The sequence below is a fragment of the Streptomyces sp. NPDC050211 genome (assembly GCF_040656035.1).
Classification (GTDB): domain Bacteria; phylum Actinomycetota; class Actinomycetes; order Streptomycetales; family Streptomycetaceae; genus Streptomyces.
The window spans coordinates 266,067-289,223 of sequence record NZ_JBFALC010000002.1 but is presented as its reverse complement, the minus strand read 5'-3'; the positions used below and the strand labels follow the sequence as shown (position 1 = coordinate 289,223).

Sequence of the window (23,157 nt, the reverse complement as noted above, 5' to 3'; positions counted from 1 at the left end):
GTCTCACATAAACTCCCGAGTTTTTGCCACATAAAGGCGCCCTAATATTCGGGGAATGCATTCCGAGCCTGCCATCGAAACCCGCGCCGCAGAGGGCCCCGTGTTCGTCGACAACTCCGGTCGCCGATCCAAGGTGCTGCGCCGGATCGGCGTCCTCGTCGGTGTCGTCTGCCTCGGCTACGCGGTCGTCCTGGGCATGGCGTTCATGGGCGTGGGCATCTCGCTCAACCCGTCGCAGCTGCTGCCCTTCGGCAACAACGGCCAGGGCGCCCCGGGGGGTTACCAGGGACCCGGCGGCGGCCAGCAGCCGCAGGGCGGCATCGCCCCCACCGGCACCCCGCCGACCGCCTCCCCGACCCCGCCCCCGACCGCGGCCGCCAACTGACCGGAACGCAGCCACTTTCATGACTACGACGACGTCCTCCCGCGGCCGCAGGCGCGCGCCTTCGAAGGTGCAGCGGGCCGCCGGCAAGGCCGCGGCGCTGCAGAAGCCGCGTGTGATCCTCGCCCTGCTGCTCCTGCTCGCGCTGACCAGCATCATGCTGCTCGACGGCTATCTGCGCGCCGAGGTCGGCGGCGATCAGCGCGTGCGCAGCGGCGCCAGCTCCAACAAGGTTCCGGACGAGATCCTCGACGGCGGCCCGATCGTCACCTTCCGCGGCGGCCAGGCCACCACGCTGTCCGTACCGGAGAAGACCATCGCGCTCACCTTCGACGACGGCCCCAATCCGACGTACACGCCCCAGGTCCTGAAGATCCTCGAGAAGTACGACGTCCCCGCCACGTTCTTCGTGGTCGGCTCGATGGTCTCCCGCTACCCGGGCATCGTGAAGGACCTGATCGAGCAGGGCAACGAGGTGGGCATCCACACCTTCACCCACGTCGACCTCTCCTACCAGAGCGACGCCCGCATCAAGCGCGAGATGACCCAGACGCAGCTCGCGCTCGCGGGCGCGGCCGGCATCACGACCACCCTGTTCCGCGCCCCGTACTCCTCCGAGACGGACGCCATCGACAACTACAGCTGGCCCGTCTACAAGAAGCTCGGCGAGGAAGGCTTCACCAGCGTCTTCATCGACACCGACAGCGACGACTGGAAGCAGCCGGGCGTCTCGAAGATCATCAAGGGGGCCACGCCTTCGAAGAACAAGGGCGCGTCGGTCCTCTTCCATGACGCGGGCGGTGTGCGTGAGCAGACGGTCAAGGCGCTGCCGACGTACATCGAGAAGATGAAGGCGAAGGGGTACACCTTCACCACCATCAGCGGGGTGATCCAGCAGCAGGAGGCGAGCGGCCAGCAGCCCGGAACCACCCAGCCCGGCACCGGCGCTTCGAACCTCCAGGCCGCCCACCGCACCGCCACCGGCGCCACCCTCTATGAGGGCAAGGCCCTCATCGTCGCCGTCGCGGTCGCCGAGTGGACCGTGCCGACGCTGTCCGTCGGGCTGATGATCGTCGGCGTGGCCGTGATCGGCCGGTTCGGGATGATGCTGATCCTGGCCCGCCGCCACTACAGACAGCGCAACAAGCGCCGGTTCAGCTGGGGGCCGCCGGTCACCCGGCCGGTGAGCGTGATCGTCCCGGCGTACAACGAGAAGGAGTGCATCGCCAACACCCTGGAGTCGCTGGCGAAGAGCACCCATCCGATCGAGATCATCATCGTCGACGACGGTTCGTCGGACGGCACGTCGGAGATCGCGCGGAGTGCGGCCGACAAGCTCGGCATGCGCAACGTCCGCGTCATCCGCCAGGAGAACGCGGGCAAGCCGGCGGCGCTGAACAACGGGGTGCGCAGCGCCAGTTTCGACATCGTCGTGATGATGGACGGCGACACCGTCTTCGAGCCGGACACCGTACGGCAGTTGGTGGAGCCCTTCGCCGACCCGGGGATCGGCGCGGTCGCCGGCAACGCCAAGGTCGGCAACCGCAACACCGTCATCGGCGCCTGGCAGCACATCGAGTACGTGATGGGCTTCAACCTCGACCGCCGCATGTACGACCTGCTGCGCTGCATGCCGACCATCCCCGGCGCGATCGGCGCCTTCCGCCGCGAGGCGGTCCTCGAGGTCGGCGGGATGAGCGAGGACACGCTCGCCGAGGACACCGACATCACCATCGCCATGCACCGCGCGGGGTGGCGGGTCGTCTACCAGGAGCACGCGCGCGCGTGGACCGAGGCGCCGGGTTCGCTGAAGCAGCTGTGGTCGCAGCGCTACCGCTGGTCGTACGGCACGATGCAGGCGCTGTGGAAGCACCGCAAGTCGCTTACGGACAAGGGTCCTTCGGGCCGTTTCGGCCGGGTGGGCATGCCGCTGGTCGTGATCTTCCAGATCATCACGCCGGTCTTCGCCCCGCTCATCGACGTCTTCACCGTCTACTCGATGATCTTCGTCGACTTCAAGGCGGCCCTGCTGGCCTGGCTCGCGGTCCTCGGCGTCCAGCTCTTCTGCGCGGCGTACGCCTTCCGCCTCGACCGGGAGCAGTACCGCTACCTCCTGATGATGCCTCTCCAGCAACTGGCTTACCGCCAGATGATGTACCTCGTCCTCATCCACTCCTGCATCACCGCCCTCACCGGCGGCCGCCTCCGCTGGCAGAAACTGAAGCGGACCGGCGAGGTCGGGACTCCGGCGGGGGCGAGCTGAGATGGGCGCGCACAGCAAGGCGCCCCTGGTCGCCGACGCTCCCACCGCTGATGCCCACCCGGCGCCGGCACCCACTCGGGACCGTTACTTCGACACCCTGCGGGCCCTCGCCCTCATCCGCGTGGTCGCGTACCACACCTTCGGCTGGGCCTGGGCCGGCATGGTGTTCCCCTCCATGGGCGTCATGTTCGGCCTGGCCGGCTCCCTGATGGCGAAGTCCCTGGACCGCCCGGCGTTCACGGTGGTGCGGAGCCGGATACGCCGGCTGCTGCCGCCGTTCTGGTTCTGGGGCTTCTTCGTGGTCCTCGCGATGCTGATCCACGGCTGGATGCCGGGCTGGCAGATCGTCTTCTGGGCCGTGCCGCTCGGCGACCCGCCGGGCAACCAGTGGGCCGTCCAGGCCTGGGAGATCCTCTGGTACCTGCGGACGTACCTCTGGTTCGTCCTGCTGTCACCGCTCCTGCTGAAGGTGTTCCGGCCGGCCCCGGTGCCGGTACTGCTGCTGTCCCTGTCGCCGATCCTGGTCCTGCACTTCCTCTGGGAGGCCCCCGACAACCGCTTCGGCAGCGCGCTGACGGACCTCGCCACCTTCCTCTTCTGCTGGATCCTCGGCTTCGCGCACCGCGACGGAGTCCTGCAACGGCTGAAGCCGGCGATCGTGGTGATCCTCTCGCTCGCCGCGATCGGCTACGGCGGCTGGTACGCCCTCACGCACCAGGCCGAGACGGGTTCGTACGACCTCGACGACATCCCGCTCGCCCAGGCCTTCTGGTCGGCCGGCTTTGTGACGCTGCTGTTCTGGGTGAAGTCGCACTTCGGGATCGACTTCGCCCGGCTGACTCGCTTCCGGCGGACGGACCGGATCGTGACGATCTTCAACGCCCGCGCTGTGACGATCTACCTGTGGCACGAGATCGCCCTGATCCTCGCCGTCCCGCTGGTCGACCAGTTCTGGAACGTGCCGGCCTTCGAGAAGTGGCTGCCGCTGGAGAGCCAGTGGTTCATGTTCGGGATCGGCTGGATCCTGATCGCGGTGTTCGTGCTGCTGTGCGGATGGGTGGAGGACGTGGCGGGGAAGAAGAAGCCGCGGCTTCTGCCGTGAACGGGTCCTGCAAGAATGGGCCCGTGACCCGCGCCTCCCTGAACAAGCAGCCGCACGAAGTCGCCTCGATGTTCGACGACGTCGCGGAACGGTACGACCTGACGAACGACGTGCTGTCGCTCGGCCAGGACCGGGTCTGGCGCAAGGAGGTCGCCAGGGCCGTCGACGCCCGCCCCGCCCAGAAGGTGCTGGACCTGGCGGCCGGTACGGCGACGTCCTCGCTGCCCTTCGCCCGCACCGGCGCGTATGTCGTCCCCTGCGACTTCTCCCTCGGCATGCTCCAGGTCGGCAAGCGGAACCACCCCTGGCTGCCGCTGACCGCGGGCGACGCGACGAAGCTGCCCTTCAGGGACGACGTGTTCGACGCCGTCACGATCTCCTTCGGGCTGCGCAATGTCCAGGACACGGATGGCGCGCTGCGTGAGATGTACCGGGTGACCAAGCCGGGCGGCCGGGTCGTGATCTGCGAGTTCTCGCACCCGACCTGGGCGCCCTTCCGCACGGTCTACACCGAGTACCTGATGCGCGCCCTGCCGCCGATCGCCCGCACGGTCTCCTCCAACCCCGACGCCTACGTCTACCTCGCCGAGTCCATCCGCGCCTGGCCCGACCAGCCCGCGCTGGCCGAGCGGCTGCGCAAGGCCGGCTGGTCGAGGGTGGCCTGGCGGAACCTGACCGGCGGGGTGGTCGCCCTGCACCGGGGCTTCAAGGAGAGCTGAGCTTCTTCAGTTCGGCGGGGCACCTCTCACTGGAGCATCTCTCACCGGATCACCTCGAAGGCGTCCCCGGGCGCGTCCAGTTCGCGCTGCAGTCCGCCCGTCGGCGGATTCGGGATCCGCGGCTCGCGCACGCCCGCGCCTCCGCCGCCCTCGCCCTCACCCAGGTCGAACCACACGGTGACCACGGCCCCACGCGGCACCTCGACGCCGGGCGGCGGGTATTGCCGTACGACATAGTCGACGACCGTGAGATGGAACTCGGGCCGGTCGGGTGCGGCCAGCAGCACTCCGTGTGCCTCTGCCGCCTCGCGCGCGTCCATGGCCATCAGACCGACCAGCTTTGGTACGCGCACTTCGGGCGTCTTGGGTGTTATGCGCACAGATGTCACCCCCAGCGGTACAGGCAGGGTAACCGCCCGGGGGTGCCATCCGGAAGCGCCAAGTGGCTTTCTGTAGCAGCCAGTTACTCAGAGTTACAGATCGAGTCGGTAGCGGTGTCCCCGCTGCTTCGACTCCGGTGTCGTGTAGACCTCGGCGAGTTGCATGCCGAGCCGCTGCGTCACCGCGATCGACCGTGCGTTGTCGGCGTGCACCATCGCCACGACGCTCGGTACTCCGGCCGCCCGCACCCGCTCCAGCGTCATGTGCGCGGCGGCGGTGACGTAACCCTTGCCCCAGTACGCCCGCCCGAGCCGCCAGCCGATCTCGATCTCGCCCGTGGGACCCCACTCCCGCTCCCACGGCTGGGCCCCGGTGAAGCCGATGACCTCGCCGGACTCGTCGAGCATGGTCCACAGGCAGAAGCCGCGTTCGGCGTCGTGTCTGCGCTGGCGGGCGGTGAGTTCCTCGTACACCGACAGCTCGGCCGACTTGCCGCCGTGGAACTCCATGACGTCCGGGTCGTCGAAGATCCGGTGCCAGGCGAGGGCGTCCTCGTCGGTGGGGACACGGAGCCGTACCACGGGGAGTGCTCGGTTCACGGGGCAGCCCTTCAGCCGGGTGATCAGTAACGCTGAATAGACTGCCCATGTCCAGTGCCCGTCGGCACGCAGATTGCGAACTTGGGGAGATCCCGCCGTGACCGAGCCCCTCTCCGAAAACACCGCCGATGTGATCGTCGTCGGCGCGGGGCCAGCCGGCTCCACGACCGCGTACTACCTGGCGAAGGCCGGACTCGACGTACTGCTGCTGGAGAAGACCAGCTTCCCCCGCGAAAAGGTGTGCGGCGACGGACTGACCCCGCGCGCCACCAAGCAGCTCGTCTCGATGGGCATCGACATCTCGGAAGAGGCCGGCTGGCTCCGCAACAAGGGGCTCCGGATCATCGGCGGAGGTGTGCGACTGCAGCTGGACTGGCCGGATCTCGCCTCCTTCCCCGACTACGGCCTCGTCCGCAAGCGCGACGACTTCGACGAGCAGCTCGCCCGCCAGGCCCAGAAGGCGGGCGCCCGTCTGTACGAGCGCTGCAACGTCGGCGCCCCGATCATCGACGACCGCACGGGCCGCATCACCGGTGTGCACGCCAAGCTCGGCGACTCCGGGGAGAAGCGCGAGGTGACCTTCCACGCGCCGCTGGTGGTGGCCGCAGACGGCAACTCCACCCGCCTCTCCCTGGCGATGGGCCTGCACCGCCGCGAGGACCGTCCGATGGGCGTCGCGGTCCGCACGTACTTCGAGAGCCCTCGCCACGACGACGACTACCTGGAGTCCTGGCTGGAACTGTGGGACCGCCGCGGCCCGGGCGAGGACCGGCTGCTGCCGGGCTACGGCTGGATCTTCGGCATGGGCGACGGCACGTCGAACGTCGGCTTGGGCGTCCTCAACACCTCCGACTCCTTCAAGGAACTGGACTGGCGCGAGGTGCTGAAGGCCTGGTGCGCGTCCATGCCGGAGGACTGGGGCTACACGCCGGAGAACATGACCGGCCCCATTCGCGGAGCCGCGCTGCCCATGGCCTTCAACCGCCAGCCCCACTACACGCGCGGGCTGCTGCTCGTCGGCGACGCCGGCGGCTTGGTGAACCCCTTCAACGGCGAGGGCATCGCCTACGCCATGGAGTCTGGCCAGATCGCCGCCGACGTCATCGTGCAGGCACACGCGCGTGCCACCCCGGCTCAGCGGGAGATCGCCCTCCAGCGCTACCCGCGCGTCCTCAAGGACACCTACGGCGGCTACTACACGCTCGGCCGCGCCTTCGTGAAGCTCATCGGCAACCCGAAGGTCATGAAGATCGCGACCCAGCGCGGCCTGACCCACCCGCTCCTGATGAAGTTCACCCTGAAGATGCTGGCCAACCTCACCGACCCGACCGGCGGCGACGCGATGGACCGGATCATCAACGGGCTGAGCAAGGTGGCGCCGAAGGCCTGATCCGGCAACGCCGAACTCCCCTTCGTACGTTGCCTGTTGTGAGGATGCTGTGGGTGGCCGGGATTCGGGGTTCCGGCCTCCGGCACCCCTCCCTACCCTCCCGTATTCATGACAACAGAACACACGCAGCAGCCACGCCCCACCCGCAGACGCTTCCTCGCCGGCGCGAGCGCGGGCGTCGCCGGGGGAGTCGCCCTCTCCTTAGGAACGGCCGGGGGCGCGTCCGCCGCCGCGCCCGGCAAGCGCGTCGCCGTCCTCGGCGGCGGGGTCTCCGGACTCAGCGCCGCCCATGAACTCGCCGAGCGCGGCTACGCGGTGACCGTCTACGAGTACTACGACGCCCTCGGCGGCAAGGCCCGCTCGATGCCGTTTCCCGGCACGGCGGCCGGAGGACGGCAGGATCTCCCCGCCGAACACGGCTTCCGCTTCTTCCCCGGCTTCTACCGCAACCTGCCGGACACGATGCGCCGCATCCCCTTCCCCGGCAACGCGAACGGCGTCCACGACAACCTCCGCAGCGGCACCGAGGCCCTCTTCGCCCGCGAGGCCGGCCGTCCCGACCTGCACTTCCCGCTGCGCCGCCTCACCACCCCGCCCGCCCCCGGCGACCTCACCCCGTCCTGGATCCGGGACCAGATCCTCTCCGTCCTCGACCTCGGCACCCGCCTGCCCGCCCACGAGGCCGCCTACTTCGCCGGTCGGCTCCTCGTCCACCTCACCAGCTGCGAGGCCCGCCGCCAGGACCAGTGGGAGAAGACCTCCTGGTGGGACTTCATCCGCGCGGAGGAGATGAGCGAGGAGTACCAGACCGTCCTCGGCGTCGGCCAGACCCGCAACCTGGTGGCCACGCGCGCGGAGGTCGCCTCCACCCGCACCGTCGGCCGCATCATCATCGAGGCCCTGCTGCTGTGGGGCCTCCTCGGCCGCGGCATGGACGGCGACGCCGACATCGACCGCGTCCTCAACGCCCCCACCAGCGAGGCCTGGATCGACCCCTGGGAGACGTATCTGCGCTCCCTCGGCGTCGAATTCGTGCTGGGGACGCAGGTCGAGGAGATCGTGTACGAGGGCGGCCGGGTGACCGGCGTACGGGTCTCCACGCGCGACGGCGGCCAGGCCCGCACCGTCACCGCCGACCACTACATCTGCGCCCTGCCCGTCGAGCACGCCCGCCGCACCTGGAGCTCCGCCCTGCGCGCGGCCGACCCGCAGCTCGCCCGCTGCGACGCGCTGGAGACGGACTGGATGGTCGGCGTGATGTTCTATCTGCGCACCCCGACGCCCGTCGTCAACGGGCACATCAACTGCCTCGACTCACCCTGGTCGGTGACGGCCGTCGGCCAGGCCCAGTTCTGGGACGGACGGGACTTTTCGGCCGACTACGGAGACGGCCGGGCGCACGACTGCCTGTCGGCCATCATCTCCGAGTGGGACAAGCCGGGCATCCTGTATGGCAAGACGGCCCGCGAGTGCACGCGCGAGGAGGTCGTCGCCGAGCTCTGGGCCCAACTGAAGGACGGCCTGAACGACTCCGGCAAGACGACGCTCACCGACGAGGACCGCCTCGGCTGGTTCATGGACCCGGCGGTGACGGGCCTGGGCGGCGGGAACCCGCAGAACCGCGAGCAACTCCTCATCCACCCCACGGGCACCCTCTACAACCGCCCCACGGCCCACACCAAGGTGCCCGGCTTCTATCTCGCCGGCGACTACGTCCGTACCGATGTGGACCTGGCGACCATGGAGGGAGCCAACGAGTCCGCGCGGCTGGCCGTCAACGCGCTTCTCGACGCGGACAATTCGGACGCCGACCGCTGTGAGATCCAGGAGCTGTTCCGCCCGCCGGAGATGGAACCGCTCAAACGCGTCGACGAGCTCCGCTACCGGCTGGGCCTGCCCAACACCTTCGACCTCGGCTGAACGGCCCGCAGAACGCCACCAGGAGGGCCGCTGCCCCCGAGCGGCTGCGGCCCTTCCGGTCGTGCGTTTCGCTGTACGCGGCTCAGAGCACGCGCACCGCACCCGAGGCCGGGTACCCGGACAGGTCCTGGATCACCACGCCCTTGGAGGGGTTGGCCGCGTCCAGGTACTGGCCGTTTCCGATGTAGACGCCCGTGTGGTACGCGGAACCCTTGCCGCCCCAGTACAGGATGTCGCCCACCTGGAGGTTGGACAGGGAGACCTCGGTGCCGGCCATCGACTGGTCCTGCGACACCCGCGGGAGGTCCACGCCGACCTGCTTGAACGCGGCCTGCACCAGGCTGGAGCAGTCCCAGGCGTCGGGGCCCGTGGCGCCCATGACGTAGGCGTCGCCCACCTGTGCCTGGAGGAACGAGATGACGGTCGCGACGCTGCCGCTGGCCGGGGCGGACACCGACGCGGAGGTGTCGGCGCCGGCGTCGGCGGAGAGCGTGGTCCGTTCGGCGGCGCGGGAGGCGGCGGCCTCGGCGGCAGCCCTGCGGGCCTCCTCCGCCTTCTCCTTGGCCTCGGCCTTCTTCTTCGCCTCGGCGAGGTCCTTCTTGGCCTCCTTTGCCGCGTCGGCGGCGGCCGCGTCACGCTCGGCCTGCAGCTCATAGGCGGCCGCGGCCAGCTGGGTGGCCTGTGCGGACTGCTCGACCTGAGCGGTCAGGTCGGCGGTGAGCGTGGGCAGTTCGAGCGTCTGTGTCACCGGCTCGGCCGCGTTCGCCGAAGCGGACGCGCCGGCCACTGCCACGGTGCTGAGGATGCCACCGGCAACTCCGGCTCGCATCGCGACTGTCGACGTCGCGGTGCGGCGGGGCTTCCGGTGGCTGCGTATGTGAGCGGTGTGGGACATGGGACTAACCGGTATCAGGGGCTCCTCCATACCTTCAAGAAACGTGTGCTGCGCCACAGTTGTTCAATCGGCGCCCCGAATCCCGGGCGCGTCGCTCCTTATTGACGCCGTAACGGACATTGCGGACGACCTCCATTCGGCCGGTGATCACGGCCTTTCTTCGTTACGCCCGAATTGCCCCCCGCCTACCATCGGTTGGGACAGGTGGCCAACCCCGGTTCTCTTCGGCCCCTCATGGATGTGGCAGAGGTCACGCAACGGTTACGGAGCCGGGTGCGTCCTGCATGCACGCCTCCACCGAATCCGCTCGTGAATGCGCGCACGCGTCCACACCCCGCACCGCCCCTCCCTCCGACGTGTGAACGCGGCCCTCTATCAAGGCCTCGCGTCCAGCGCGAATTTGCATGCAAGGGAAGTCTCTTGATATGGAGACGCCGCCTCTCAACTGCGTCGACGAGCGGAAATATCACCTCTGGTGATCACTGGGACGCTTCTCGTGTGAAGATCACCGCTCATCCGACTTCATGATCCTTCGTCAGGTGGTGGAGATCACAAAGCTTGTGTAATACCCCGTGTCGCAGATCACAGAGCCCCGGGCATAAGATGCGAGGCAGTTGGGCTTGTGACCTGCTTCACATGTTCTCGATCTTCGCCGGGACGGGCGGGGTTCGTGGGACAGGTGAGGCGGGTGGCGAACCCGGCCAACCGCCAGCAGTCAGTGCCGACTGAGAGGAGCGAGGAGCGGTGAACGCGTATGCGCCCATCCTCGTACTGGGAGCCCTCGGGGCAGGCTTTGCGATCTTCTCCGTGGTCATGGCCACGCTGATCGGTCCGAAGCGATACAACCGGGCCAAGCTCGAGGCCTACGAGTGCGGCATCGAGCCGACCCCCACGCCGGCCGGCGGCGGGCGCTTCCCGATCAAGTACTACCTGACGGCGATGCTCTTCATCATCTTCGATATCGAGATCGTCTTCCTCTACCCCTGGGCCGTCACCTTCGACGCCCTGGGTGTTTTCGGGCTCGTGGAGATGCTGCTCTTCGTGCTCACCGTCTTCGTGGCCTACGCGTACGTATGGCGACGCGGCGGCCTGGAATGGGACTGAGGGGCCTTAACTCATGGGACTCGAAGAAAAGCTGCCGAGCGGCTTCCTGCTGACCACCGTCGAGCAGGCCGCGGGCTGGGTGCGCAAGTCGTCCGTCTTCCCCGCCACCTTCGGCCTCGCCTGCTGCGCCATCGAGATGATGACCACCGGCGCCGGGCGCTACGACCTGGCGCGCTTCGGCATGGAGGTCTTCCGCGGCTCACCGCGGCAGGCGGACCTGATGATCGTCGCGGGCCGGGTCAGCCAGAAGATGGCGCCGGTGCTCCGGCAGGTCTATGACCAGATGCCGAACCCCAAGTGGGTGATCTCCATGGGGGTGTGCGCCTCCTCTGGCGGCATGTTCAACAACTACGCCATCGTCCAGGGCGTCGACCACATCGTCCCGGTCGACATCTATCTGCCCGGCTGCCCGCCACGGCCGGAGATGCTGATGGACGCGATCCTCAAGCTCCACCAGAAGATCCAGACCTCCAAGCTCGGTGTGAACGCCGAGGAGGCGGCTCGTGAAGCGGAGGAAGCGGCCCTCAAGGCCCTGCCGACGATCGAGATGAAGGGGCTGCTGCGATGAGCGACGCCAACGGCACCAACGGGGCGTCGAACGGGGTGAACCCCGAGAAGGACCTCGGCGCGGACAACCTCCCTGGCCAGCGCGGTGAGGGCGGTGAGGAGATCCGCGTCCAGCGCGGCATGTTCGGCGCCAACAACGGCGGAGACACCTCCGGGTACGGCGGCCTGGTCCGCTCGGTCCGACTCCCGGGACCGGCGAGCCGCCCCTACGGCGGCTGGTTCGACGAGGTCGCCGACGAACTCGAGGGCGCGCTGGAGGAACAGGGCCTCCTCCCCGAGAACGCGATCGAGAAGACGGTCGTCGACCGCGGCGAACTCACCTTCCACATCGAACGCGAGCACCTGCTCCGCGTCGCCCGCACCCTGCGCGACGACCCCGCCCTGCGCTTCGAGCTCTGCACCGGCGTGAGCGGTGTCCACTATCTCCAGGACAAGGGCCGCGAGCTGCACGCCGTCTACCACCTGCGCTCGATCACCCACAACCGGCTGATCCGCCTGGAAGTCAGCGCCCCGGACGCCGACCCGCACATCCCGTCCCTGGTCTCCGTCTATCCGACCAACGACTGGCACGAGCGCGAGACCTACGACTTCTACGGCATCGTCTTCGACGGTCACCCGGCCCTGACGCGGATCATGATGCCGGACGACTGGCAGGGCCACCCGCAGCGCAAGGACTACCCCCTCGGCGGCATCCCCGTCGAGTACAAGGGCGCCCAGATCCCGGCTCCGGACCAGCGGAGGTCGTACTCATGAGCACGCAGCACGCAACTCCGCGGGAGACCACCGAGGGCACCGTATATACGGTCACCGGTGGCGACTGGGACGAGGTCGTCCAGTCCGCGGCCCGCGCCGACGACGAACGCATCGTCGTCAACATGGGCCCCCAGCACCCCTCCACCCACGGAGTGCTCCGCCTGATCCTGGAGATCGACGGCGAAACGGTCACCGAAGCCCGCTGCGGCATCGGCTACCTCCACACCGGCATCGAGAAGAACCTCGAGTTCCGTACGTGGACGCAGGGCACCACCTTCGTCACGCGCATGGATTACCTGACGTCCTTCTTCAACGAGACCGCCTACTGTCTCGCCGTCGAGAAACTCCTCGGCATCGAGGACCAGATCCCCGACCGGGCCACGATCATCCGGGTGCTCCTGATGGAGCTGAACCGCCTCTCCTCGCACCTGGTCTGCATCGCCACCGGCGGCATGGAACTCGGCGCCACCACGATCATGATCTACGGATTCCGTGATCGTGAAATGATTCTCGACATCTACGAGCTCATCACGGGCCTGAGGATGAACCACGCGTACATCCGCCCCGGCGGACTCGCGCAGGACCTGCCGCCCGGCGCGGTGGACCACATCCGCGAGTTCGTGAAGAAGATGAAGAAGAACCTCCCCGAGTACGACAAGCTCGCCACCGGGAACCCCATCTTCAAGGCCCGTATGCAGGACATCGGCTATCTCGACCTGGCCGGCTGCATGGCCCTCGGCGCCACCGGCCCGATCCTGCGCTCCACCGGCCTGCCGCACGACCTGCGCAAGACGCAGCCCTACTGCGGCTACGAGACCTACGACTTCGACGTCCCGACCACCGACACCTGCGACGCCTACGGCCGCTTCCTGATCCGCCTGGAAGAGATGCGCCAGTCGCTCAGGATCGTCGAGCAGTGTCTGGACCGGCTGCAGCCCGGCCCGGTGATGGTCGCCGACAAGAAGATCGCCTGGCCGGCCCAGCTCGCCCTGGGACCGGACGGGCTCGGCAACTCGCTCGACCACATCAAGAAGATCATGGGCACCTCCATGGAGGCCCTGATCCACCACTTCAAGCTGGTGACCGAGGGCTTCCGCGTCCCGCCGGGACAGACGTACGCGGCAGTCGAGTCACCCAAGGGCGAACTCGGGGTGCACGCCGTCTCCGACGGAGGCACCCGTCCCTACCGGGTCCACTTCCGCGACCCGTCCTTCACCAACCTGCAGGCCATGGCGGCGATGTGCGAAGGCGGCCAGGTCGCCGACGTCATCGTCGCCGTCGCGTCCATCGACCCCGTGATGGGAGGCGTCGACCGGTGACCACCTCTTCTTCGGAGCGGGGCGTCAGCCTGGGCATGCCCGAACTGCCCGCGCCCGGCTACCCGGACGACGTTCGAGCCCGGCTGGAGACCGACGCGCGCGAGATCATCGCGCGCTACCCGGACTCCCGGTCCGCGCTGCTGCCGTTGCTGCACCTCGTCCAGTCGGAGGAGGGTCATGTCACGCGCACCGGGATGCGGTTCTGCGCGGACATGCTCGACCTGACCACGGCCGAGGTCACCGCGGTCGCCACCTTCTACACCATGTACCGGCGCAGGCCGAGCGGTGACTACCAGGTCGGCGTCTGCACCAACACGCTCTGCGCGGTGATGGGCGGGGACGCGATCTTCGAGGAGCTCCAGGAGCACCTCGGCGTCGGCAACGGCGAGACCACCGACGACGGCAAGGTCACCCTGGAGCACATCGAGTGCAACGCGGCCTGCGACTTCGCGCCGGTCGTGATGGTCAACTGGGAGTTCTTCGACAACCAGACCCCGGCCACCGCCAAGCGTCTCGTCGACGACCTCCGCGCGGGACGTCCGGTCGAGCCCACGCGCGGGGCGCCGCTGTGCACCTTCAAGGAGACCGCCCGGATCCTCGCCGGCTTCCCCGACGAGCGGCCAGGGGCCGTCGAGGCAAGCGGCGGAGCGGGACCCGCCTCGCTGGTGGGCCTCCGCCTGGCCAGGGGAGAGGCCGCACCCGCGCGCGTGGTCCATCCCCGGGAGGGCGGCCCGCACACCGAGCCGCAGGACAGGGCCGTACACGAGCCGTCACCCGCAGAACACCTGAGCTCGCACGACGCGCCGCAGGACACATCGGCATCCGACCCAGCCCACCCGGCCGGGCCTACCGCCGAGGAGGGGGAGTGATGACCTTGGCAGCCGAGATCAAGGACACGAGTCCTGAAAAGCTGCTCGCACCCGTGCTGTCGGCCTTCTGGGACGAGGACAGGTCCTGGACGCTGGACGTCTACCGAAGGCACGAAGGATACGAGGGGCTGCGCAAGGCACTCGCCATGTCGCCGGACGACCTCATCGCGTATGTGAAGGAGTCCGGGCTGCGGGGCCGCGGCGGCGCGGGATTCCCGACGGGAATGAAATGGCAGTTCATTCCCCAGGGTGATGGAAAACCGCACTATCTAGTTGTCAACGCCGACGAGTCGGAGCCCGGAACCTGCAAGGACATTCCGCTCCTCTTCGCGAACCCGCACAGCCTCATCGAGGGCATTGTGATCGCGTGTTATGCCATCAGGTCGTCGCATGCCTTCATCTATCTGCGTGGTGAAGTCGTCCCTGTTCTGCGGCGGTTGCACGAGGCCGTGCGCGAGGCCTACGAGGCCGGCTACCTCGGCGAGAACATCCTGGGCAGTGGCCTCGATCTCCAACTCACCGTGCACGCGGGCGCGGGCGCGTACATCTGCGGTGAAGAGACCGCACTGCTCGACTCGCTCGAAGGCCGCCGGGGTCAACCGCGGCTCCGTCCCCCCTTCCCTGCCGTCGCGGGCCTCTATGCGTGCCCGACTGTGGTGAATAACGTCGAGTCGATCGCGTCGGTTCCCGCCATCCTGAAAAACGGCAAGGACTGGTTCAGGTCGATGGGCAGCGAGAAGTCCCCGGGCTTCACGCTCTACTCGCTCAGCGGCCATGTCGCCAATCCCGGCCAGTTCGAGGCACCGCTCGGCATCACGCTCCGCCAGCTCCTCGAAATGAGCGGCGGTATGCGGCCGGGGCACCGCCTCAAGTTCTGGACACCAGGCGGGTCCTCGACGCCGATGTTCACCGACGAGCACCTCGACGTCCCTCTCGACTACGAGGGAGTGGGCGCCGCCGGTTCCATGCTCGGCACCAAAGCCCTGCAGTGCTTCGACGAGACGACCTGCGTGGTGCGGGCCGTCACCCGCTGGACCGAGTTCTATGCCCACGAGTCCTGCGGCAAGTGCACGCCGTGCCGCGAAGGGACGTACTGGCTCGTGCAGTTGCTGCGCGACATCGAGGCCGGCAAGGGCGTGATGAGCGACCTCGACAAGCTGAACGACATCGCCGACAACATCAACGGCAAGTCCTTCTGCGCCCTCGGCGACGGTGCCGCCTCGCCGATCTTCTCCTCGCTGAAGTACTTCCGCGAGGAGTACGAGCAGCACATCACGGGCCGCGGCTGCCCCTTCGACCCGGCCAAGTCGACGGCCTGGGCCGACCGCACGGAGGTGAACGCATGACCGTGACCACCAACGCTCCCTCCGGAGGGGGAGAGGCGGCGGTCCCGCCGGAAGATCTCGTCTCGCTGACGATCGACGGCGTCGAGATCAGCGTGCCCAAGGGCACCCTGGTCATCCGGGCCGCCGAACAACTCGGCATCGAGATCCCCCGGTTCTGCGACCATCCCCTCCTCGACCCGGCCGGCGCCTGCCGCCAGTGCATCGTCGAGGTCGAGGGCCAGCGCAAGCCGATGGCGTCCTGCACGATCACCTGCACCGACGGGATGGTGGTCAAGACCCACCTCACCTCGCCGGTCGCCGAGAAGGCCCAGCACGGTGTGATGGAGCTGCTGCTCATCAACCACCCGCTGGACTGCCCGGTCTGCGACAAGGGCGGCGAGTGCCCGCTGCAGAACCAGGCGATGTCGCACGGCAACGCGGAGTCCCGTTTCGAGGGAAAGAAGCGGACCTTCGAGAAGCCCGTCCCCATCTCCACGCAGGTGCTGCTGGACCGGGAGCGGTGCGTGCTGTGCGCCCGCTGCACCCGGTTCTCCAACCAGATCGCGGGCGACCCGATGATCGAGCTGCTGGAGCGGGGCGCGCTTCAGCAGGTCGGTACCGGCGAGGGCGACCCCTTCGAGTCGTACTTCTCCGGCAACACCATCCAGATCTGCCCGGTCGGCGCTCTCACGTCGGCGGCGTACCGCTTCCGCTCCCGCCCGTTCGACCTCGTCTCCTCGCCGAGCGTGTGCGAGCACTGCTCCGGCGGCTGCGCGACCCGCACCGACCACCGGCGCGGCAAGGTCATGCGGCGCCTCGCCGCCAACGACCCTCAGGTCAACGAGGAGTGGATCTGCGACAAGGGGCGCTTCGCCTTCCGGTACGCGCAACAGCGGGACCGGATCGACACGCCGCTGGTGCGCAACGCCGAGGGGGACCTGGTCCCCGCGTCGTGGCCGGAGGCCCTGCAGATCGCGGCTCAGGGGCTGCTCGCATCGCGTGGGCGCACCGGAGTCCTGGCCGGCGGGCGCCTCACCGTCGAGGACGCCTACGCCTACAGCAAGTTCGCGCGCGTGGCGCTCGACACGAACGACATCGACTTCCGCGCGCGTGTGCACAGCGGCGAGGAGGCCGACTTCCTGGCCGCCCAGGTCGCCGGGCGCGGACGGGATCTCGACGGTACGGGCGTCACGTACACCTCTCTGGAGAAGGCACCCGCGGTCCTGCTGGTCGGGTTCGAGGCCGAGGAGGAGGCGCCCGGCGTCTTCCTGCGGCTGCGCAAGGCCTGGCGAGGACACGGGCAGAAGGTGTTCGCGCTGGCCACACATGCCACGCGCGGCCTGGAGAAGGCGGGCGGCACGCTGTTGCCCGCCGCTCCCGGCACCGAGACCGAGTGGCTGGACGCGCTCGCGAGCGGGGTCGGCCTGGAGGACGACGGTGCCAAGGCCGCCGAGGCGCTGCGCACCGAGGGTGCGGTGATCGTCGTCGGCGAGCGGCTGGCCGCCGTGGCGGGCGGACTCACCGCCGCCGCACGGTTCGCCACCGCGACCGGCGCCCACCTCGTGTGGATTCCGCGCCGGGCCGGTGAGCGGGGCGCGATCGAGGCCGGCGCGCTGCCGTCGCTGCTGCCGGGCGGGCGTCCGGCCACCGACCCGCGCGCGCGTGAGGAGGTCGCCGCGGCCTGGGGCGTCGCCGAACTCCCGCTCCGCTACGGCCGGGACACCGGCCAGATCGTCGAGGCCGCCGCCACAGGCGAACTCCAGGCGCTGCTCGTCGCCGGCGTCGAGATCGCCGACCTGCCCGACCCGGCACGCGCGCGTGAAGCACTTCACGAGGTGGGCTTCGTGGTGTCACTGGAGCTGCGGCCCAGCGAGGTCACCGAGCTCGCCGACGTCGTGCTCCCCGTCGCCGCGGTGGCCGAGAAGGCGGGCACCTTCCTCAACTGGGAAGGCCGGGCTCGTCTCTTCGAGGCCGCGCTCAAGCCCGACCACATGACCCGCACCCTCGCGCCGACCGACGCCCGTGCGCTGCAGATGCTGGCCGACGCCATGGACGTACACCTCGGGCTGCCGGATCTGCGCACCGCGCGCGCGGAGCTGGACCGGCTCGGCGCCTGGGACGGGCCACGGGGCACCGAGCCGCTGGCGATCGCGGGCGTGTTGCCGCGGCCGGCCGCCGGGGAGGCCGTGCTCGCGGGGCACCGGCTGCTGCTCGACCAGGGCCGTCTGCAGGAGGGCGACGAGGCGCTCGCCGGGACCCGGCACGCCGCCCACGCGCGCGTGTCGGCCGCGACGGCTGCCGAGGCGGGCGTCAAGGAAGGCGACCTCCTCGCCGTGACCGGCACCGCGGGAACGGTCGAACTACCTCTCAAGGTCACCGAGATGCCCGACCGCGTGGTCTGGCTCCCGCTGAACTCCACCGGCGGGGGCGTCGCCTCCGACACCGGGGCGCTGCCCGGCTCCCTGGTCCGCATCGGCCCGGCGACGCAACCGACCGAGGCCCCCAAGGAGGTGGAGGCATGAGCCGGTACCTCGCCGCTGAAGACCTCTCGATGTTCGGCCTCGACCCCTGGTGGCTGGTCGTCATCAAGGCGGTGTTCTGCTTCGCCTTCCTGATGGTGACCGTGCTGTTCTCCATCGTCTGGGAGCGCAAGGTCGTCGCCTGGATGCAGCTGCGCATCGGCCCCAACCGGCACGGCCCCTGGGGCATGCTCCAGTCGCTCGCCGACGGCATCAAGCTGATGCTCAAGGAAGACCTCGTCGTCAAACGCGCGGACAAGGCGGTCTACGTCCTCGCGCCGATCGTCGCGGCCATCCCGGCCTTCATGGCGATCGCGGTGATCCCCTTCGGACCGGCCGGCAACGAGATCTCGATCTTCGGCCACCGCACCACGATGCAGCTCACCGACCTGCCCATCGCGATGCTCTACATCCTCGCGGTCGCCTCGGTCGGCATCTACGGCATCGTCCTCGCGGGTTGGAGTTCCGGATCCACCTATCCGCTGCTCGGCGGACTGCGCTCCTGCGCGCAGATGATCTCGTACGAGATCGCCATGGGCGCCGCCTTCGCCTCCGTCTTCCTCTACTCGGGGTCGATGTCGACGTCGGCGATCGTCGAGGCGCAGCAGGACCGCTGGTACATCATCCTGCTGCCGGTGTCCTTCGTGATCTACATCATCACGATGGTCGGCGAGACCAACCGCGCCCCCTTCGACATGCCGGAGTCCGAGGGCGACCTGGTCGGCGGCTTCAACACCGAGTACTCGTCGATCAAGTTCGCGATGTTCATGCTCGCCGAGTACGTGAACATGGTGACGGTCTCGGCCGTGTCGGTGACGCTCTTCCTGGGCGGCTGGCGGGCACCCTGGCCGGTCTCCACCTTCTGGGAGGGCGCGAACCACGGCTGGTGGCCGATGCTCTGGTTCGTCGTCAAGGTCCAGCTGCTGCTGTTCTTCTTCATCTGGCTGCGCGGCACGCTGCCGCGGGTCCGCTACGACCAGCTGATGAAGCTCGGCTGGAAGGTCCTCATCCCGGTCTCCGTGGTCTGGCTGATGCTCGTCGCCACGGTGCGGACGCTCCGGAACGAGAACTACGACTTCGCCGACATCGCCCTGTACGTCGGTGGCGGTGTCCTCGCCCTGCTGCTGCTCTCCTTCGTCGCCGACATGTTCCGCGAGAAAGCGAAGGCGGCCGAGCGGCCCACCGAGGAGCCCCCGGGCTTCGACCCGATGGCGGGCGGATTCCCCGTGCCGCCAATGCCGGGACAGGAGTTGCCGCCGGTGCCCCGGCGCCGTTCGCGCCGCGAGCGGGAGTTGATTGTCAGTGGTGGGTCGGATACTGCCAGTGACGGATCTCTGGATGGAAAGGAGGCGTCCGATGGCTGAGGAGCCCAAGGAGACCAAACCCGGTTTCCAGAACCCGGTGGCCGGCTTCGGCGTGACCTTCAAGGCCATGTTCAAGAAGCGGCTGACCGAGCAGTACCCGGAGCAGCAGAAGACCACCGCCCCCCGGTTCCACGGACGGCACCAGCTCAACCGCCATCCGGACGGCCTGGAGAAGTGCATCGGCTGCGAGCTGTGCGCCTGGGCCTGCCCCGCCGACGCGATCTACGTCGAGGGCGCGGACAACACGGACGAGGAGCGCTACTCGCCGGGCGAGCGGTACGGCCGCGTTTACCAGATCAACTACGCCCGCTGCATCCTGTGCGGCCTGTGCATCGAGGCGTGCCCCACGCGCGCGCTCACGATGACGAACGAGTTCGAGCTCGCCGACTCCAGCCGCGCCAACCTGATCTACACCAAGGAACAGCTGCTGGCCGGCCTCGACGACGCCATGGTCGACACCCCGCACGCCATCTACCCGGGGATGGACGAGCAGGACTACTACCGGGGCCTGGTGACGGAGGCCGCGCCCGGCACGGAGCGCCAAGTCGCCGTCTCCAAGGGCGAGAAGCCCGACGAAGAGGGGGTGGACGCGTGAGCGCGCAGCTCGCCGCCTACTCCACCTCCACCGGAGAGGCCTTCCAGTTCTGGGTCCTCGGTACCGTCGCGGTGATCGGCGCCCTGGGTACCGTCTTCATGAAGAGGGCAGTGCACAGCGCGCTGTGCCTCGCCGGGACCATGATCATCCTGGCGGTGTTCTACCTCGCCAACGGCGCCTACTTCCTGGGCGTCGTGCAGATCATCGTCTACACCGGCGCGATCATGATGCTGTTCCTGTTCGTGGTGATGCTCGTCGGCGTGACGGCGGCGGACTCCCTGAAGGAGACCATCAAGGGCCAGCGCTGGCTGGCCCTTCTCTGCGGGCTCGGCTTCGGCATCCTGCTGGTCGCGGGTATCGGGAACGCCTCCCTGACGGAGTTCAACGGCCTGGCCCAGGCCAACGCGAACGGCAATGTGGAGGGCCTCGCGGCTCTCCTCTTCACCAAGTACGTCTTCGCCTTCGAGATCACCGGCGCGCTGCTGATCACGGCCGCCGTGGGCGCCATGGTGCTCACCCACCGCGAGCGCACCGAACGGGCCAAGACCCAGCGCGAACTGGCCGAGCAGCGTGTGCGCGAGGGCAAGCACCTGCCGCCGCTGCCCGCGCCCGGCGTGTACGCCCGGCACAACGCGGTGGACATCGCGGGCCTGCTGCCCGACGGCACGCCGTCCGAGCTCACCGTCAGCAAGACGCTGCGCGAACGCGGCCAGATCCGTGATGTGTCCACCGAGGCGATCAACGACCTCAAGGCCCTGGAACAGCGCGCCGAGGACCGTCTGGAGCGCACGAACAGCGGGGAGGCGTCGAAGTGAACCCGGTCAACTACATCTACCTCGCCGCCCTGTTGTTCACGATCGGCGCCACCGGAGTACTGATCCGGCGGAACGCGATCGTGGTCTTCATGTGCATCGAGCTGATGCTCAACGCCTGCAACCTCACGCTCGTCGCCTTCTCCCGGATGCACGGCAATCTCGACGGCCAGATCATCGCGTTCTTCACGATGGTCGTCGCCGCCGCGGAGGTCGTGGTCGGGCTCGCGATCATCGTGTCGCTGTTCCGTTCCCGCCACTCGGCCTCGGTCGACGACGCCAGCCTGATGAAGCTCTAAGGGGTCGCTGAATCGTGGAGAACCTGATTGCGCTGCTTGTGGCGGCGCCTCTGCTCGGAGCGGCCGTACTGCTGTGCGGCGGCCGGCGGCTCGATGCCGTCGGCCACTGGATCGGGACGGTCCTCGCGGCCGTCTCCTTCGTGATCGGCGTGGTCCTCTTCGTCGACATGCTGGGGAAGGGCGCCGAGGAACGCGAACTCGGCCAGCACCTGTTCAGCTGGGTGCCGGTCGAGGGCTTCCAGGCCGATGTCGCCTTCCAGCTCGACCAGTTGTCGATGACGTTCGTCCTGTTGATCACCGGCGTCGGCTCGCTGATCCACCTGTACTCGGTCGGGTACATGGAGCACGACGAGCGGCGCCGCCGCTTCTTCGGTTATCTGAACCTGTTCCTCGCGGCGATGCTGCTGCTCGTCCTCGCCGACAACTACCTGCTGCTGTACGTCGGCTGGGAAGGCGTCGGTCTCGCGTCCTACCTGCTGATCGGCTTCTGGCAGCACAAGCCCAGCGCGGCGACCGCCGCGAAGAAGGCCTTCCTGGTCAACCGGGTCGGCGACATGGGCCTGGGCATCGCCATCATGCTGATGTTCACCACCTTCGGGACCTTCGCCTTCGGCCCGGTGCTCGGCGGCCACGAAGAAGAGGGCCTCGTCGGCGGCACCAGTGAGGCCACCCTCACAGGCATCGGGCTGATGCTGCTCCTGGCCGCCTGCGGCAAGTCCGCCCAGGTGCCGCTGCAGTCCTGGCTCGGGGACGCGATGGAGGGCCCGACCCCGGTCTCGGCCCTCATCCACGCCGCGACAATGGTCACCGCGGGCGTCTACCTGATCGTCCGGTCCGGAGCGATCTTCAACGCCGCGCCGGACGCGCAGTTGGCGGTCACCGCGGTCGGCGCCGTCACGCTCCTGTTCGGTGCGATCGTCGGTTGCGCGAAGGACGACATCAAGAAGGCGCTGGCCGGTTCGACCATGTCGCAGATCGGCTACATGATCCTCGCCGCGGGCCTCGGCCCCATCGGCTACGTCTTCGCGATCATGCACCTGGTGACGCACGGCTTCTTCAAGGCCGGGCTGTTCCTCGGCGCCGGCTCGGTCATGCACGGCATGAACGACGAGGTCGACATGAGGAAGTACGGCGGCCTCAGGAAGTACATGCCGGTCACCTTCGTCACCTTCGGCCTCGGCTACCTCGCCATCATCGGCTTCCCGGGCCTGTCCGGCTTCTTCTCCAAGGACAAGATCATCGAGGCGGCGTTCGCCAAGGGCGGCACCGAGGGCTGGATCCTCGGCGGCGCGGCCCTGCTCGGCGCGGCCATCACGGCGTTCTACATGACGCGCGTGATGCTGATGACGTTCTTCGGAGAAGAACGCTGGCGGCATGCCAAGACGGCTTCCCCCGCCGAGCCGAGTGTCGAGCCCGCCGCCGAAACCCGCGGCGAGCACGCGGAACCGCATCCGCACGATTCGCCGAGGTCCATGACGATCCCGATGATCCTGCTGGCCGTCGGATCGGTGGCAGGCGGTGCCTTCTTCAGCATCGGCGACCGCTTCCTGCACTGGCTGGAGCCCATCACCGGGCACGACCACGGCCACTCGCCGATCAGCGCGGGAGCGGTCACGGGAGCGACCGTGGCGTGCATGGTCATCGGCGTCACCCTCGCCTACGCGCAGTACGGCCGCCGCCCGGTCCCGGTCGCCGCCCCGCGCGGATCGCTGCTCACCCGGGCCGCCCGGCGCGATCTGCTCCAGGACGACTTCAACCACGTCGTCCTGGTCCGCGGCGGCGAGCACCTGACGCGGTCCCTGGTGTACGTCGACCACACCCTGGTCGACGGAGTCGTCAACGGCACGGCGGCCTCGGTCGGCGGCCTCTCCGGACGGATGCGCAGGCTGCAGAACGGCTTCGCGCGGTCGTACGCGGTCTCGATGTTCGGCGGCGCGGCGATCCTCGTCGCCGCGACCCTGCTGATGAGGGCGGTCTGAT

Annotated in this window: 21 protein-coding genes; 18 read left to right on the top strand and 3 right to left on the bottom strand. The window is 68.6% G+C overall.

Annotated elements, in window-relative coordinates:
* The first annotated feature begins 55 nt into the window (after positions 1-55).
* From AB0I98_RS03305 to AB0I98_RS03290, 4 genes are read left to right on the top strand one after another with little or no spacing between them, the layout of a single operon-like run.
* Complete coding sequence (locus tag AB0I98_RS03305; protein WP_362934491.1) at positions 56-385, top strand: hypothetical protein; 330 nt, start codon at positions 56-58, stop codon at positions 383-385.
* Between the two features lie 19 nt (positions 386-404).
* On the top strand, positions 405-2,645 hold the full coding sequence (locus AB0I98_RS03300) for a bifunctional polysaccharide deacetylase/glycosyltransferase family 2 protein (protein ID WP_362934488.1): 2,241 nt from the start codon (positions 405-407) through the stop codon (positions 2,643-2,645).
* Position 2,646: 1 nt separating this feature from the next.
* Positions 2,647-3,747, top strand: coding sequence for an acyltransferase (locus tag AB0I98_RS03295; protein WP_362934485.1), 1,101 nt, complete (start codon positions 2,647-2,649; stop codon positions 3,745-3,747).
* A 23-nt stretch (positions 3,748-3,770) separates the two neighbouring features.
* Positions 3,771-4,466, top strand: a complete 696-nt coding sequence (locus AB0I98_RS03290; protein ID WP_301983193.1) for a demethylmenaquinone methyltransferase — start codon at positions 3,771-3,773, stop codon at positions 4,464-4,466.
* A 41-nt stretch (positions 4,467-4,507) separates the two neighbouring features.
* On the opposite strand, the gene AB0I98_RS03285 is transcribed toward AB0I98_RS03290, so the two are convergent.
* Entirely contained in the window at positions 4,508-4,846 is a 339-nt protein-coding gene (locus tag AB0I98_RS03285) for a PASTA domain-containing protein (protein ID WP_362934482.1), read from the bottom strand.
* A gap of 93 nt (positions 4,847-4,939) precedes the next feature.
* Positions 4,940-5,446: a GNAT family N-acetyltransferase gene (locus tag AB0I98_RS03280; RefSeq protein WP_362934479.1), complete on the bottom strand. Its 507-nt coding sequence runs from the start codon at positions 5,444-5,446 to the stop codon at positions 4,940-4,942.
* Between the two features lie 97 nt (positions 5,447-5,543).
* Between AB0I98_RS03280 and AB0I98_RS03275 the strand changes: the two genes are divergently transcribed.
* Together AB0I98_RS03275 and AB0I98_RS03270 are read left to right on the top strand one after the other, a co-directional pair.
* Entirely contained in the window at positions 5,544-6,836 is a 1,293-nt protein-coding gene (locus AB0I98_RS03275) for a geranylgeranyl reductase family protein (protein ID WP_362934476.1), read from the top strand.
* Between the two features lie 108 nt (positions 6,837-6,944).
* Positions 6,945-8,756 carry an FAD-dependent oxidoreductase gene (locus AB0I98_RS03270; RefSeq protein ID WP_362934473.1) on the top strand — a complete coding sequence of 604 codons (1,812 nt, stop codon included), beginning with the start codon at positions 6,945-6,947 and terminating at the stop codon, positions 8,754-8,756.
* An 82-nt stretch (positions 8,757-8,838) separates the two neighbouring features.
* Here AB0I98_RS03270 and AB0I98_RS03265 read toward each other — a convergent pair whose 3' ends face one another.
* Positions 8,839-9,681, bottom strand: coding sequence for a C40 family peptidase (locus tag AB0I98_RS03265; protein ID WP_362934470.1), 843 nt, complete (start codon positions 9,679-9,681; stop codon positions 8,839-8,841).
* Between the two features lie 714 nt (positions 9,682-10,395).
* Here AB0I98_RS03265 and AB0I98_RS03260 point away from each other — a divergent pair.
* Genes AB0I98_RS03260 through nuoL form a run of 12 tightly spaced genes read left to right on the top strand, consistent with a single transcriptional unit; the run spans position 10,396 to position 23,156 of the window.
* On the top strand, positions 10,396-10,755 hold the full coding sequence (locus tag AB0I98_RS03260; protein ID WP_033319564.1) for an NADH-quinone oxidoreductase subunit A: 360 nt from the start codon (positions 10,396-10,398) through the stop codon (positions 10,753-10,755).
* A 13-nt stretch (positions 10,756-10,768) separates the two neighbouring features.
* Complete coding sequence (locus tag AB0I98_RS03255) at positions 10,769-11,323, top strand: NADH-quinone oxidoreductase subunit B (RefSeq protein ID WP_010041554.1); 555 nt, start codon at positions 10,769-10,771, stop codon at positions 11,321-11,323.
* On the top strand, positions 11,320-12,075 hold the full coding sequence (locus tag AB0I98_RS03250; protein WP_362934467.1) for an NADH-quinone oxidoreductase subunit C: 756 nt from the start codon (positions 11,320-11,322) through the stop codon (positions 12,073-12,075). Before AB0I98_RS03255 ends, AB0I98_RS03250 begins: the two co-directional genes overlap by 4 nt.
* Entirely contained in the window at positions 12,072-13,394 is a 1,323-nt protein-coding gene (locus tag AB0I98_RS03245) for an NADH-quinone oxidoreductase subunit D (protein ID WP_362934464.1), read from the top strand. Before AB0I98_RS03250 ends, AB0I98_RS03245 begins: the two co-directional genes overlap by 4 nt.
* The gene (nuoE, locus tag AB0I98_RS03240) at positions 13,391-14,263 is read left to right on the top strand and encodes an NADH-quinone oxidoreductase subunit NuoE (protein ID WP_362934461.1); all 873 of its coding nucleotides are present in this window, start codon (positions 13,391-13,393) and stop codon (positions 14,261-14,263) included. Before AB0I98_RS03245 ends, nuoE begins: the two co-directional genes overlap by 4 nt.
* Positions 14,260-15,609 (top strand): NADH-quinone oxidoreductase subunit NuoF, encoded by a 1,350-nt coding sequence (gene nuoF, locus AB0I98_RS03235; protein ID WP_362934458.1) that lies wholly within the window; start codon positions 14,260-14,262, stop codon positions 15,607-15,609. Before nuoE ends, nuoF begins: the two co-directional genes overlap by 4 nt.
* Complete coding sequence (locus AB0I98_RS03230; RefSeq protein WP_362934455.1) at positions 15,606-18,110, top strand: NADH-quinone oxidoreductase subunit G; 2,505 nt, start codon at positions 15,606-15,608, stop codon at positions 18,108-18,110. Before nuoF ends, AB0I98_RS03230 begins: the two co-directional genes overlap by 4 nt.
* Positions 18,107-19,471 carry an NADH-quinone oxidoreductase subunit NuoH gene (gene nuoH / locus AB0I98_RS03225; RefSeq protein ID WP_362934452.1) on the top strand — a complete coding sequence of 455 codons (1,365 nt, stop codon included), beginning with the start codon at positions 18,107-18,109 and terminating at the stop codon, positions 19,469-19,471. The genes AB0I98_RS03230 and nuoH overlap by 4 nt, the downstream gene beginning before the upstream one ends.
* On the top strand, positions 19,464-20,066 hold the full coding sequence (gene nuoI, locus AB0I98_RS03220) for an NADH-quinone oxidoreductase subunit NuoI (protein WP_362934449.1): 603 nt from the start codon (positions 19,464-19,466) through the stop codon (positions 20,064-20,066). The genes nuoH and nuoI overlap by 8 nt, the downstream gene beginning before the upstream one ends.
* Positions 20,063-20,881, top strand: a complete 819-nt coding sequence (locus AB0I98_RS03215) for an NADH-quinone oxidoreductase subunit J (RefSeq protein ID WP_362934446.1) — start codon at positions 20,063-20,065, stop codon at positions 20,879-20,881. Before nuoI ends, AB0I98_RS03215 begins: the two co-directional genes overlap by 4 nt.
* Entirely contained in the window at positions 20,878-21,177 is a 300-nt protein-coding gene (nuoK, locus tag AB0I98_RS03210) for an NADH-quinone oxidoreductase subunit NuoK (protein ID WP_107904232.1), read from the top strand. Before AB0I98_RS03215 ends, nuoK begins: the two co-directional genes overlap by 4 nt.
* Positions 21,178-21,191: 14 nt before the next feature.
* A complete protein-coding gene (gene nuoL, locus AB0I98_RS03205; RefSeq protein WP_362934443.1) occupies positions 21,192-23,156 on the top strand; it encodes an NADH-quinone oxidoreductase subunit L in 1,965 nt (654 codons plus the stop codon).
* Position 23,157 lies beyond the last annotated feature (1 nt).

Excerpts from the sequence above, each read along its gene's own strand:
- AB0I98_RS03305 (WP_362934491.1), top strand. The coding sequence starts at position 56 with ATGCATTCCGAGCCTGCCATCGAAACCCGCGCCGCAGAGGGCCCCGTG.
- AB0I98_RS03300 (WP_362934488.1), top strand. The coding sequence starts at position 405 with ATGACTACGACGACGTCCTCCCGCGGCCGCAGGCGCGCGCCTTCGAAG.
- AB0I98_RS03295 (WP_362934485.1), top strand. The coding sequence starts at position 2,647 with ATGGGCGCGCACAGCAAGGCGCCCCTGGTCGCCGACGCTCCCACCGCT.
- AB0I98_RS03270 (WP_362934473.1), top strand. The coding sequence starts at position 6,945 with ATGACAACAGAACACACGCAGCAGCCACGCCCCACCCGCAGACGCTTC.
- AB0I98_RS03265 (WP_362934470.1), bottom strand. The coding sequence starts at position 9,681 with ATGGAGGAGCCCCTGATACCGGTTAGTCCCATGTCCCACACCGCTCAC.
- AB0I98_RS03255 (WP_010041554.1), top strand. The coding sequence starts at position 10,769 with ATGGGACTCGAAGAAAAGCTGCCGAGCGGCTTCCTGCTGACCACCGTC.
- AB0I98_RS03250 (WP_362934467.1), top strand. The coding sequence starts at position 11,320 with ATGAGCGACGCCAACGGCACCAACGGGGCGTCGAACGGGGTGAACCCC.
- AB0I98_RS03245 (WP_362934464.1), top strand. The coding sequence starts at position 12,072 with ATGAGCACGCAGCACGCAACTCCGCGGGAGACCACCGAGGGCACCGTA.
- AB0I98_RS03230 (WP_362934455.1), top strand. The coding sequence starts at position 15,606 with ATGACCGTGACCACCAACGCTCCCTCCGGAGGGGGAGAGGCGGCGGTC.
- nuoH (WP_362934452.1), top strand. The coding sequence starts at position 18,107 with ATGAGCCGGTACCTCGCCGCTGAAGACCTCTCGATGTTCGGCCTCGAC.
- nuoI (WP_362934449.1), top strand. The coding sequence starts at position 19,464 with ATGGCTGAGGAGCCCAAGGAGACCAAACCCGGTTTCCAGAACCCGGTG.